This is a genomic window from Pedobacter sp. BS3 (genome assembly GCF_008274585.1).
Taxonomy (GTDB): Bacteria; Bacteroidota; Bacteroidia; order Sphingobacteriales; family Sphingobacteriaceae; genus Hufsiella_A.
On sequence record NZ_VTRT01000001.1, the window covers coordinates 1,175,356 to 1,190,024 of the forward strand.

The 14,669-nt window shown below is 45.7% G+C and carries 6 protein-coding genes; 3 read left to right on the forward strand and 3 right to left on the reverse strand.

The window, feature by feature from the left end; genetic code table 11:
- Positions 1 to 94: 94 nt before the first annotated feature.
- Positions 95 to 1,894, reverse strand: coding sequence for an ABC transporter ATP-binding protein (locus FW774_RS04965; protein ID WP_149347015.1), 1,800 nt, complete (start codon positions 1,892 to 1,894; stop codon positions 95 to 97).
- Positions 1,895 to 2,010: 116 nt separating this feature from the next.
- A complete protein-coding gene (gene truA / locus FW774_RS04970) occupies positions 2,011 to 2,778 on the reverse strand; it encodes a tRNA pseudouridine(38-40) synthase TruA (protein ID WP_149347016.1) in 768 nt (255 codons plus the stop codon).
- Between the two features lie 364 nt (positions 2,779 to 3,142).
- On the opposite strand from truA, the gene FW774_RS04975 reads away from it, so the two are divergent.
- The 3 genes from FW774_RS04975 to FW774_RS04985 all read left to right on the forward strand — a co-directional run bounded on the left by FW774_RS04975 (position 3,143) and on the right by FW774_RS04985 (position 12,449).
- Positions 3,143 to 3,988, forward strand: coding sequence for a helix-turn-helix domain-containing protein (locus FW774_RS04975; RefSeq protein WP_149347017.1), 846 nt, complete (start codon positions 3,143 to 3,145; stop codon positions 3,986 to 3,988).
- 417 nt (positions 3,989 to 4,405) lie between these two features.
- Positions 4,406 to 10,297, forward strand: coding sequence for a right-handed parallel beta-helix repeat-containing protein (locus tag FW774_RS04980; RefSeq protein ID WP_149347018.1), 5,892 nt, complete (start codon positions 4,406 to 4,408; stop codon positions 10,295 to 10,297).
- Between the two features lie 172 nt (positions 10,298 to 10,469).
- Complete coding sequence (locus tag FW774_RS04985; protein WP_149347019.1) at positions 10,470 to 12,449, forward strand: TonB-dependent receptor plug domain-containing protein; 1,980 nt, start codon at positions 10,470 to 10,472, stop codon at positions 12,447 to 12,449.
- Between the two features lie 64 nt (positions 12,450 to 12,513).
- Here FW774_RS04985 and FW774_RS04990 read toward each other — a convergent pair whose 3' ends face one another.
- Positions 12,514 to 14,667 (reverse strand): PAS domain S-box protein, encoded by a 2,154-nt coding sequence (locus tag FW774_RS04990; RefSeq protein ID WP_149347020.1) that lies wholly within the window; start codon positions 14,665 to 14,667, stop codon positions 12,514 to 12,516.
- Between the last annotated feature and the right edge of the window lie 2 nt (positions 14,668 to 14,669).

Genomic DNA, 14,669 nt, shown 5'->3' on the forward strand with positions numbered 1-14,669 from the left:
TCGTTCAACTACTTTTAAGCCTCCGGCTGATAAACAAAGGTTCATACCATAGTAATTGTAGGGGAAACAGAATAGCGCATAGTGAAGTTTCCCGCTACCGCTCTCCAATCCCGGCCGAATTAAATTGCAAATCGTACAGGCGTTTGTAATAACCATCTAAACGCAGCAATTCCTGGTGTGAGCCCATCTCCTTAATCTCACCATGGTCAAGCACAATAATTCTGTCGGCATGCTGGATGGTAGACAAACGGTGCGCAATCACAATGGATGTACGTCCCTGCATCAGCTTTTCAATAGCCGTTTGGATAAGATGTTCCGTTTCAGTATCTACCGAAGAAGTAGCTTCATCCAACACCAGAATCTTAGGATTATACACCAGGGCACGGATAAACGACACGAGCTGCGCCTGCCCGGCCGATAAGGTTGCGCCGCGTTCCTGCACCACGTAATCATAGCCGCCGGGCAAACGCATAATAAACTCATGCGCACCCACTTCTTTGGCCGCGGCAATGATCTGCTCCCGCGAAATATCCGGGTTATTCAGGCTGATGTTGTTGGCAATGGTATCCGAAAACAGGAAAACATCCTGTATCACGGTAGCAATCTGCGAACGCAGAAAACCAAGCTCATAATGCCGGATATCCACATCGTCAAGCAATACGGTGCCCTTACCAATCTCGTAAAAACGGTTAAGAATATTAATGGTTGATGATTTTCCCGCCCCCGTTGCGCCTACCAGCGCTAGCGTTTCGCCGGGTTTTACATGAAACGAAATATTCTTCAACACCCAATTTTCATCGTTATAAGCAAACCATACATGCTCAAAACGAATATCGCCCTGTATGGCTACAGGTTTCAGTGTACCGTTATTGGCCGTAGTTTCATCGGTATCCAAAACGGTAAAAATCCGGTCGGCGCCCACCATACCCATTTGCAGCGTGTTGAATTTATCAGCCAGTTGCCTGATGGGCCTGAACATCATGTTAATAAAGGCGATGAATGATACGATTAAACCCGGCGTTACACCGCCCGACGAGGCAGACAAAGCGGCCAGCTCATGGTCTGAAAGAATACGCTTTGAGCCGTACCAAACCAGCAAACCCAGCGACATGGCGGAGATAATTTCGACCACCGGGAAAAATATGGAATAGTACCAGTTTGAACGGATATGCGCATCGCGGTGCAGCTTATTTACAGCTTTAAATTTCTTCATTTCCTGCGCCTCGCGGGCGAAATACTGGATAATGCTGATGCCCGTAATATGTTCCTGCAAGAACGTATTGAGCCGGGCAACCTGCGTACGCACTTCCTGGAAAGCCGATTTAATAGCTTCCTTAAAGATATACGTAGCCAGAAAAAGCAGTGGCATGGGAATAAGCGTTACCAATGTAAGTTTCCAGTCCTGAATCAGCATCACCACCAGAACACCAATTACCAGCAATAAATCGCCAATGATGGAAATTAAGCCTTCAGAAAAAATATCGGCAATAGTTTCCAGGTCAGATACCGTACGTGTTATCAGCATCCCGATAGGTGTACGGTCAAAATACTTCAATCGCAGCGAAGTGATATGATTAAACACATCAATACGCAGGTTGCGGATAACCGACTGCCCCAATAAATTCGTGGAAAACGTTTGATAATATTGCACCAGCGATTGCAGGATTAATAATCCCGACATCAGCAAACAAATCTTGATCAACCCCGGATAATCTGCCCGGATGATATACCGGTCGACCGCAAGCTGCATTAAAAACGGTTGCGCCAGCGACACCACCGAAAGCAAAATAGTAAGCACCGCCGATACAATAAACAGCAAACGAAAAGGCCTGACATACTGCAGCACACGCCCCAGTAATTTAATATCTAATGCTTTTCCGGTAACTTTTGCCATATTTTACTCCTCGCAACTTTTAATCCCCGAACCCCGAATTACCCGGGAGGATTTCGCTCCACCCAACTTTGCCTTTAAAAAGGCCATGTGCGCCGGGCATTTTGACTTTTGACTTTTTAATTTTGACTTTCAATATAAGGATAATGTACCGCCGTAAGATACAAACCACAGGCCGGCACCGATGTACCGGCATTCGAACGGTCTTTACTCATTATAATATCATGCAAGGCCTCCGGGGCCATTTCACCACGCCCTACTTCCAGCAGCGTACCAACGATGGCACGCACCATGTTCCGCAAAAAACGGTCGGCCGAAATATAAAATACAATACCATCTGCCTGCTCTCTCCACACCGCCTCTTTAATCATGCAATTGTTGGTAAACACCTGCGTGTTTGATTTACTGAAACAACTGAAATCCCGGTATTGCTGCAAAATCGCCGAAGCTTTGTTCATAACGGCAATATCAGGACGGTCGCGTAACTGCCAGGATAAATCTTTTTTAAACGGATCTTTTTCAAAATGAATACGATATTCATACGAACGTAGCGTGGCGTCAAAACGGGCATGGGCATCCGGCTTAACCGGGATAAGCCGCTTTACCGCGATATCATACGGAAGCAAAGCGTTCAGGCTGTTCAGCGAGCGCTGCTCTTCAAACGGCATATCCACATCGCTTACATCAAAATGTACATAAAACTGGGTGGCATGTACGCCGGCATCGGTACGGCCACAACCCACCGTTTCAACGGTCTGCCTGAAAACCGTATTCAGCATCTGGTTAAGCACCTGCTGTACAGTAACAGCATTAGGCTGCACCTGCCAGCCATGATATTGCGTGCCTTTAAAGCAGATTTCAGCAAAATAGCGCCGGATAGTATTCACCCCGCAAAGATAGTTTTTTGAACGGTTGCCTGTTCCAACCCTCTGCGATAATTAGGTAAAATTAGTGTTGAGTATTGAGACACGAGATTTTAGATGTGAGATTGTTTCGCTTCGCTCAAATTGTTGTATTGCCAGATTGTTATATTGTTACGTGTTATGAGTTACGAGTTATGAGTTACGTGTTACGGGCCTCATAACACGTAACTCACAACTGGCAACACATTTCTGCTTTCAGACTTTCCCGACTTCCGGACTAAGGACTATGAACCATGAACTATAAGCCATCAGCCATAAACTATCCGCCATTCAACTTTAAGCTAAAAACATTATCTTTAACACAGAAATAATATTCATTTTCACGAAAATGCCTGCATTCACCAATATTAACAGGTTTTACCCCGAACCCGGAATATTGACAGCTATCGTCAAGAACATAACGGTGGCTGAGATGGCCGTTACCAAAGGATGGGAAAAATTATTTCATCTTGGCGGCAACTATATCACATTTGTTCTTAAAGGCGATGTACAGATCCGCTCAAACGAGGTCATATACGATGGTAGCGAGGTACTCTTTAACGCTTCAGGAACACAATTCTTTGAGTTTAAGGTACAGTCTGATACGCTGTTTGCCATTATATCCCTGAAACCCACGACATTTAACCGGGTCTTCCATCTAAACCCGGCCGACTACAACGGGAAGTACCTTCCTGCTAAAAAGGCCATAAACGATGATTTACATGATATCCGCGAAGAACTGCAGACCTGTAATAATTATGAGGAAATAGCAAACCGGTTATTCAACTGGATGGAGCCCTGGTGCAAAAATATCCGGAATTCAAATAACCTTATCGATGCTATTATTGAATACATCCATACAAAAAATGGATGTGTAAAAATGCTGGAAATCGCCAGGCGTTTTAAGCTATCCCGGCGTTCCCTCGAAAAATATTTTAAAAAAGAAATTGGTATTACACCTGCCCATTACACCAAAACCTGTCGTTTCGCTTCGGTGCTTACCCTGTTGCAACAATCGCAGAAAGAACACATTGATGCTGTTATAAGTATCCTGGAGTATTACGACTATTCTCACTTTCAGAAAGATTTTCAACGGTGCATGGGTATTAAATTTCAGGACTACATTAACGATAAGCAGCATCCGTTGCAGGAATACCTGTTTGCATATAATTCTAATTTCTCGCCGGTACGATAAGGCCGGAAGGTGGAAGGCCTCTTTGAGACATCTTCGTCCCGGAGTAATCCCGGAACAAATCAAGTCAAATCGCGATAGGAATTCCAGAACATGGCTTAAGTTTCAAATGCTATAACGCTGTCAGGGTTTAAAACTCTGACAGTCTTAAAAACTTCACCTGTCTTAAGTTTCAGCAGGAATATTGAGCACCGGATAACTTAGGCCTTAGCATTACAGGAAGTTCTGAAACTTCCTTAATTACCTAAAAAGCCACAAGCCTTAAAGTTACTGAACGAAGCCGGAGCTTCGCTCAATCAGCTTACTCCCCTCTCCCTTGGAGAGGGGCTGGGGGTGAGGCCAACAAATTTCGTTCGCATTTTTACACAAGAATACTACCTGCGAGCAATAATATTGCATGTTATTTAAATACAGCGCAATATGAATCTACGTTTATCCTTTACTTTCCTCATCCTGTTCATCTCATCGCTATCGCTAAAAGCACAGGTGCTTTTTTACGAAGACTTTGATAATATTCCCGGTGCGATCGCTGTAGGCGGCTACCAGTCTTACACTTTTCCCGCTGGCTGGACACTGGCAAATGTGGATAACTTCACTCCTGCAGAGCAGGTGTCTTATGTAAATAATAGCTGGATACGGCGTGAAAATTCCTTCACTGATGCCAACTATGCCGATAGCTGCGCCATATCTACTTCATATTACACTCCTGCAGGCACAGCCGATGACTGGATGTGGACCCCCGCCATTACACTGAGCAACGGTGTTGTGCAGTTAACATGGCGGGGTAAAGTAGGCGATGCCGATTATCCTGACAGCTACGAAGTGCGTATCATGACCGATACTCCTACCGGCAGTGCGGGTAATATAGGCAATATGCTTAGTAATTCTATCGTATTATACAGTTCTATTACAGAAAGTACAACCTGGGCCACTCACTCCGTTGATTTAAGTGCGTATGCGGGGCAAACAGTATATATCGGTTTCAGAAACCATTCTGATGATAAATTTTTGCTGTTTATAGATGATGTGAAAGTAGCTGTCAATTATAACGCGGATGCCGCGGTTACCGGCATTACCGGTTACGAATATACCCAGATGCCGGTATTCAATATCAGTAGCATCCCGTTAAGCGGTAGCATTAAAAATACGGGCGTTCAATCCCTCAGCCAGGTTAAGCTGAATGCCCGCATATACGATTCCGCTCACAATCTGGTACACACAGCCGAAAGCAGTGCGCTTAGTTCGCTCGGCACACTGGCAAGCAATTCGTTCACCTTAAGTCCTGAATGGACACCCGATGCGTCCGGGATTTATACCATTAAATATTTTCCATCAGCCAGCGAAGCCGATGAAAACCCGCTAAACGATACCCTGACGAGAACCGTAACGATAACCGATAGTACACTGGCCAGGGATAACGGCATCGTCACCGGGCAATTATCTATCGGGGAACCGGGTCATACCGGACAGGCGTTTACCATTATCAATCCATCGGTACTCAGTTCCGTATATGTACAATATAATACCAGCGCCGCACCACGGCAATACGCCGTTTCGGTATGGAAAGAAAACAATACGGGTACACCTGTCGAAATGATTGGCAGTACAGATACATTATCGTATTCAGGAGAAGATACCCTGAAAACAACATTGTCTTTTAAAAACGGGCCGATTGTGCTTATGCCGGGTACTTATGTGATTGCCGATATTCAGTTTGACAACACGTCGGCTGTTGCCTCATGTGATGAAACCTATACAGAAGGCCAGTTATGGTATTACACCACTGCCAACGGTTGGAGTAATTCAATACCTTACGTATTGAAGAAAGTACCGGTTTTGCGTATGAACCTGCATCCCTATATCAAGCCGGGTGTTAACGCCCTTCATTTTGACGGAACAGACGACCATGTAGATATTCCGGATAACGATGCGCTCGACTTTACCAATACCGGCACTTATACCCTCGAATGCTGGATAAAGCCATCAGGCTTTAATGCGTTGGCCGGTATTATTTCCAAATACCACAACTCCGGTGCCAATGGTTATTTTCTGCGGCTTACCGGCGATGGCCCGTATACAGGTTTAGACTTTGACGGCCTGAAAACCGCGAACGGAATCCTGGCGCCAAATACCTGGTATCACATTGCCGCTGTAAATAACGGAGGTACCCGGACGCTTTATGTAAACGGCGTAGCCCAAGCGCTTAGCGGCACAGCTATACCCGTAGCAGCCAATACGGATAAACTTGCGCTGGGAATGGATTACCAGTCATCGCCTCGTTATTTTAACGGTACGATAGACGAGGTACGGATATGGAATGTTGCCCTCACCCCCGAACAGCTACAGGGAAACATGGGCCGTACTGTACTGCCCACTACTCCCGGACTGGTGGCTTATTATAACATGGATGAGGGAACAGCCGGGAGCGACAACACCGGGCTTACACAGGTTACCGACCTAACGGCCAATGCCAATCCTGGCACAGCAGTGAACTTTGCCCTAAACGGTAATACTTCCAATTGGGTAAATGGCTATATACTTAGCGAAGCTACCAGCGGCAACGTATTATATGTGGACGCTTCGGCTACCGGCAGCAACAGCGGCAACGACTGGGCCAATGCGCTTACCTCGCTTTCCGACGCCCTGAATATCGCCGGATATTCAGCCACCATCGATACCATATTGGTAGCTAAAGGCACTTACTCTCCTGAGTACAAGGCCGGCAATGGCACGGAAGAAAGAGACAAAACCTTTGTGCTGCCTGCCAATGTAAAAATACTGGGCGGCTATCCTAATGGTGGTGGAGATGGCACACGTGATATTGCTGCCAACCCCACAATACTAAGCGGCGACATTGATAAAAACAGCACATCAGACGCTAACGATGCTACTCACGTACTTATTGCCGCAGGCGATATGGGCAGCGCCGAGCTGAATGGCTTTACCATTACCGGTGGATACGCTTCGGGAGGCTCTACCAATATCACCGTAAATTCTACCATCATTACCCGTAGTAATGGTGCCGGAATAATGATATACAATTGTGGCTCAACATTTACCATAACTAATTGTACATTTTCAAAAAACACGGCCGAAAACATTGGCGGCGGCATATATATGTACAGCCAATCAGCTGCCGCGGCTTCACCCATAATAAGCAACTGTACGTTTTCAGAAAATACGGCACATTCTGGCGGTGGTATGGGCAACAATAATTCCGCTCCGGCAATCAGCCATTGTAACTTTTCAGAAAACAGCGTTGACCTGAATGGTGGCGGCATGTATAATTCATCGGCTTCCTCACCAACCATTTCCTACTGTACATTTTCAAAAAACACAACCGACTGGCAGGGTGGTGGCATGTATAGCAGTGCCTCGACTCCACTGGTAACACATTGTACTTTTTCAGAAAATACAGCTCCCTCTGGAGGAGGAATGTTTAATCAAGGTGTGCTGTCTGGCACTAAAATAAGCTACTGTAATTTCCTGAAAAACGAAGCTAACGGCGACTCGCAGGGCGACGGCGGTGGGATAATCAATATGGCTTCTTCACCGGTAATTTTTGAGTGCGTTTTTTCAGAAAACACATCGGATTCTGGCAATGGCGGCGGAATAGCCAACCGGAACGCCTCTTCACCAACGGTGATTAACTGTGTCTTTTCAAAAAATACGGCAAGCTTAGGTGGCGGAATAAGTAATATAGACCATTCGTCTTCGGATATTGTTAATTGTACCTTCTTTGGAAATGAAGTAACCTTCCCGGCAGGCGGGGCTATCGCCAATAGCGGTTCATCTGCTTCAACCATAACCAATTCTATTATTTACGGCAATACCGGCTCTGGCATCTTTGACAATAGTGATGGTTCAAATTCTACCGTAACCTACAGTTTGGTGCAGCAAACGGTTGGGGTTTATCTGGGCGAAGGGAATATCAACGCCGACCCGTTGTTTGTCAATGCCAGTAATCCTGTTGGCAATGACGGCATTTGGGGCACAGCCGATGATGGTTTGGCTCTGCAAGGCTGTTCACCGGCCTTAAATACTGGCAACAATGACAATGTTTCCCCTGAAAACACGGAGGATATTGCCGGTAATCCACGAACCTACCATAGTACTGCGGATATGGGAGCTTACGAGAGGCAAAGCGCACCGCTTTCTGTAGGGCATTCCGTATATGTGGATAGCACTAATGGTAATGATAACAATACGGGTATAAGCTGGGCCACCGCTTTTAAAACCCTTTCGTATGCATTGAAGACAACCCAGAGTTCAACATGTTATGCCGGTGTAGACAGTATTCTTGTTGCCGAAGGTACCTATTTCCCTACCGGCGAGCAAAGTGGGACTAACCGCGATAGTACTTTTTTGATTAACCGTGGCGGATTGAAGCTACTGGGCGGTTATCCTGCCGGTGGTGGTACAAGAGATATTATCGCTAATCCTACCATTCTCAGCGGCGATATTGGCGCACCTAACGACGGTACAGATAACAGTTACCATATCGTAGTGGCAGTAGGTAGCGCTATAGATAACACAACTGCGTTAGACGGCTTTACCATTACTAAAGGCAATGCCAATAATGGCAGCGGTAATATTACAGTAAATGGCATTAAGGTAGCCAGAGTATTCGGAGCCGCTATATATAGCAATGCCTCTTCTCTTGTAATAAACAATTGTATTTTTTCAGGCAACAGCGTAACTCAACAAGGTGGAGCTATGTACAATACAAACAATGCCTCTCCTGCTGTTACCAACTGTACGTTTTCAAACAACACTGCGCAACACGGTGCAGGAATATTTAACCTCCAGGCTTCGCCTACCATAAACGACTGTACTTTTTCAGACAATGTGGCAAATCAGCAGGGAGGAGCGATGTACAACCAAGATAATTCGCAGCCGGCTATTACCAACTGTACTTTTTCAAACAATACCGCAAACCACGGTGCAGCAATATTCAATCAACAATCTTCACCATTAATAACCAATTGTACTTTTTCAGATAATACGGCAAATATGCGGGGAGGCGCTATGTACAATCAGGATAATTCACAACCGGCTATTACCAATTGCTCTTTTTCAGGAAATAATGCTGTAAGTGTAGGCGGCGGTATAGCCAACTATACTTCTTCACCGGTAATTTCCGGATGCATCTTTTCGAAAAACATGGCAAACGACGGTGGTGGCGGAATATATAATGCTTCTTCATCGGCCCCGGATATTGTTAATTGTACATTTTTCGGGAATGAGGCAAGCACCTCTCAAGGTGGAGCTATCGCTAATAGTGCTTCATCCACTTCGGTTATAAGAAATTCTATTATTTACGGCAATACCGGCACGAATCCATTTGATAACAGCGATGGTTCCCACTCGACAGTGACGTACAGCCTGGTGCAGCAGACCGTTGGGGTTTATCCGGGCGAAGGGAACATCAACGCCGACCCGCTATTTGTAAATAGCAGTAACCCTGCCGGAGATGATGGTGTTTTTGGCACAGCCGATGATGGTTTGGCATTACAAAGTAACAGCCCCGCTATCAACACCGGCAACAATCAGCTTTATTGGGATGCCGTTAACGGTGGAGTTCCGCTTCCCTCCCCCTTAGGGGGAGTCGGAGGGGGCTTAGATTTTGCCGGAAACGTTCGGGTGTACAAATACGACGAAAGCGGTATTATAGATTTAGGCGCTTACGAGTACCAGAGCGACCCAACCCCGCTGCCCGTTACACTGATTAACTTTACCGCTAAGGCTTCCGGCAACAGCGCCTTGCTGCAATGGCAAACCGCCAGCGAATTAAACAACAAAGGCTTCATCATTTATAAGGCCGGAGGGATGGAAGGTGGAAGGATGGAAGGTGAAGAGAACGCGACGTTTGTAAAAATTGGTGATGTACAGGTTGTAAAGACGGATAATCGTCCGTCTTCATCAGGCGCAGACGGACAATCGTCCGTCTCTACGTACGCGTTTTATGATAATTCGCCGTTAAACGGCAACAACTATTACAAACTGGTACAGGTAGATAATGATGACAAGGCAACAGAATTAGGCGTCAGAACGGTCGCCTTCCACCTTCAGCCTTCTACCTTAAACCTCTATCCAAATCCTACAAACAACTCCCTGACCGTGACTTTTCCGGCAGACCGCTATCAAAGCCTGGAAGTAACTGACCTAAGCGGAAGGGTATTACAACACCTTATTTTAAATGAAACAGAAAGTAGAAAAACGATTTCATTAAGTGCTTACACGGCAGGAATGTATATCATTAAACTAAATGGAAAGGGACAAACAGAGATTAAAAAGGTGATAAAGCGGTAAAAGTCCCTAAGGGGAACCTTTTTTTTAAGTAGCTGAACGAAGCTGGAGCTTCGCACAATCGGATTGCTTTGAGCTATCAGCTATTGGCTATCAGAACCGTTAGTAATTTTTTTGCCATTATTATTTTACAAGGATTATCTTTACCCGGCAAGATTCGGGCAATAAAGCGTTCATGAAATTAACTGATTTTCTATATTATAAAACTCCGGGAACTATTACTTTCAGGAATGTTCTTTCCATCCTAACCTGGCTTATCCTCTTTTCAACCAGCGCTTTCTCCCAGGAGCCGGCACCCCAGTTATCTTCGCAGAAGCTTAAAGACCTGAGCATTGAAGAGCTTATGGGCATTGAGGTTACTTCCGTTTCCAAAACGCCCGAAAAATTAACAGAGGCCGCTTCCGCAATCCAGGTGATCACCCAACAGGACATTCAGCGGTCGGCGGCTACCAACGTGCCCGAAGCATTGCGTCTTGTACCTAATTTACAGGTTACACAACTAAATTCACGCCATTGGATAATCAGTGCCCGCGGCTTTAATTCAACATTTTCTAATAAGCTGCTGGTAATGATAGACGGCCGAACCGTGTATTCGCCGCTTTTTGCCGGGGTTTTCTGGGATGCCCAAAGTGTGCTGCTGGAAGATGTTGACCGTATCGAAGTGATCAGCGGGCCGGGAGCTGCGCTTTGGGGAGCAAATGCTGTAAACGGCGTGATCAATATTATCACTAAAAGCGCTAAAGATACACAGGGGTTATTTGTATCGGCGGGGGGCGGTACCTTCTTACAGCGGTTTGCAGAGGCCCGGTACGGCGGCAAAATAGGCTCCGAAGCAAATTATCGCATTTATGCACAGCATAATGATCGCGACCACACATTCCTGCCAAATGGCACGGATAATATGGATAAATGGCGATTTTCGCAGGCTGGTTTTGACCTGGACTGGAACCTTTCGCAGGCCGATATGCTGAATGTACAGGGCAACTTTTATATGGGCAAAGAGCGTGACTCGCCGCCTGCATCTGGCATAGACGGGCAGAATATTATGGGCAAATGGACACATAACCTTTCGGATAGCTCTAATATTATTGTACAGGCTTATGCCGACCGTACCTGGCGGGTTGAGCTTGATCCGGAAAATATGCTTAGTGATGAACTGACAACTTATGATTTTGATTTTCAGCATAACTTATCGCCGGGAAAATACCATCGCTTTATCTGGGGGCTGGGTTATCGTTTTATGAACGATAAAACACATAACTTCACGCAATTTGTGGGTTTTGTACCTGCCGACCGGAAAATGCATTTGTTCAGCAGCTTTGTGCAGGACGAGATCTCTGTTTCCCAGAAATTTAAATTAACACTTGGTGCGAAGCTTCAGCACACCACATTTACCGGTTTTGAAATACAGCCTAACGCCAGATTATCCTATCTTCTTACCAAACAGCAGGTACTCTGGGCGGCCGCTTCGCGGGCTGTACGTGCTCCCAGCCGTATCGATGTAGATTATCACATCCCTGTCTATCCTCTTCCGGACAGTGTGCGGCATGTAGCCGGCGGACCAGATTTTGCATCAGAAAAGGTAATGGCTTATGAGCTGGGATACCGCATACAACCATTCCGGGGTTTGTCGTTATCGCTGGCTACGTTTTATAATCAATACGATGACCTGTATAGTGTTGTACCGCTTCCGGATACAAAGGTTTACCAGATTCAAAATGGAGCGGAAGGACATTCATACGGCGCCGAGTTGTCTGGCAACTATGTATTGAGCACCAACTGGCGGTTACGTGGCGGCTATACCTATTTCTTCAAAAAAGTAAAGAATAAACCGGATAATGTTACCGATCCGGCTACATTAGCCGGCCTGGGCGTTGATGCTAATCACCAGGCAGTACTGCAATCTATATTGGATCTACCAGCGAACTTTCAATTAGACATCACAGCCCGTTACTCAGATCCGCTACCTACCACGATATATAACTTGTATGTACCCGCCTATTTTACACTGGATACCCGTATTGCCTGGAAATTCCAAAAGCGTTTGGAATTTTCTGTTAACGGCCAGAACCTGCTGAAAAAACGGCACACGGAAGTAGGCCCCAACCGGCAAATCCCACGCAATATTTACGGAAAAATTGTATGGCGATATTAAGAACGACGAGACCCTGAAAATTTAGGGAACTTTACAATCACCCTTATTACGTCCGGTGTTTCAGTTATGCAAAAGCCTCAAGGTTAAAATAGAAGGTAGATCCTTTACCTTCGGTGCTTTCTACCATGATATGGCTGTTATGATGGCGCAGAATTTCTGAAACCAGGTAAAGTCCGATACCAAAACCCGATACCGTTTTTATTTTCTCATTTTCTACCCGGTAAAATCGCTCAAACAGCTTTTTCTGGTCTCTGCTGCTGATGCCGATACCTTCATCGCTGATGTAAACCCGTACTTCATCTGCCTGTTTCTCATAACCAACGGTTATGGTGCTATTGGGTGAAGAATATTTCATGGCATTGCTTAACAGGTTATTCAATACCTGTCCTATCTTATCACGGTCGGCATTAACATTTACCGCATCAGCGGCCAACAATTTAATGGTGTGACCGGAATTGAGAAATACAGCATCGGCAACTACATCTTCCATTAAACGGCTTAAGTCAAATACCTCTTTTACAATCTGGATTTTCCCTTCTTCAATGCGGGCCAGGCTCAGGAAATCCTTGATCATGGCGCCCATTTTATTGGCCTGGGCTTCGGCACGGGTAAGTGCATTAATGCAGAATGTATCGGCATGCTTTTTGGCATGAACCAGCAGTATCTGGACATAAGCTTTAATAGATGTTAAAGGTGTTTTCAGCTCGTGGCTGATGATGGCTATAAAATCATTTTTTCTGATCTCTTCCTGTTTCTTATCGGTTACATCCAATATTGCCCCGATAAAACGGACTGGTTTATCCTCATCATTAAAGAACACCCGGCCCTTTGCCCGCAACCAGCGTATCTTATCATCAGTATCCACAATACGGTACTCCACATCGTAATTGCCATCATCCAGCGACCTGTTAAATGCACTCTCCATTACCCGGTTTATCCGGGGAAGATCATCACGATGTAACCGTTTTAAAATTTGTTCATTGAACGTGCTCGGATCATTATGTGCAATACAAAGCAGCTCCCGGCACCGGGTATCGCAGCTCAATATGTTGTTTACAACGTCCATGTCAAAGGTTCCAAGCTCTGCTGCCTGTGTGGCCAGCCGCAGATGTTCTTCACTTTGAACAAGCTGCCGTTCGTTTTCCTTCTGTTTGGAAATATCACGGGCAATTTTAGACAGACCGATAATATTTCCGGATGCATCTTTAACGGCCGAAACCGTAAGCGAAATATCAAGCAGGTTGTTATCGCGGGTTATAAACTGGGTCTCAAAAGATTCAACCTGTTCGCCCTTTTTGAGATATTCGGCAAACCGGGCTTCTTCTTTTTGCTTTTCGGGCGGCATAATGGCCGATACGGGCTGACCGATCATTTCCCCGGCAGTATAGCCCAGCATCCGTTCTGCAGAGAGGTTCCAACTGGTTATTCTGCCCGAAAGATCATTGCCGATAATGGCATCGCCGGATGATTCTACAATAGCAGCCAGTTGTAAGCTTTCTTCCCGGGCCTTTATGATCTCTAAATTTTGCGCCTCAATCTGTGCCAGCATCTGGTTAAAAGCATCGGTAAGCGAACCGACCTCACCGCCACCCATTTTTGTCGCCCGGATGGAATAATCCCGCTTTTGCGAAATAATACTGGCCGTTTGTTCAAGGGCAATAATGGGTTTTGAAATAGCTTTTTGCAGTACGATAGAAAGCAGGTAAGCAACAAACAGCGAACCTGCAATAAGAAAAAGGGCAATGATAATGTATTTTTTAAGCTGCCCGTACATTGCCTCAAGATCTGACCGGATATAGAGCGTTCCGAGCCGGTACTGATGCTGCATTACCGGCTGGAAACCGGCCAGAAATGCGCCTTCAATACGGTAGCCGCTTTTGCCCGGCTGGGCAGGCAATGCGTTTGAAGAAATAGTATCCGGGTATTTTGCGAACAGCTTACCGGAGCGATCATACAGACAGGCTGCAACAATATGCTTATCTGCATCCAGGGCGCTCAGAATTTCGTTGGCATCTGCCTGACTATCGAACGCAAGAGCGGCAGAGCTATTCGAAGCTATGATCACTCCCAACGTAGAAACATTATTTTTTACCGCCTGCCGGAACGTGATAAATTCAAAAAAAATATAAACACAACACATCAGCGTTAACACTACCGAGCAGGTGAGTAATATAATGCTCATTAATTTGCGCTGTATGGGTGAGTTTCTGAAATTCATGT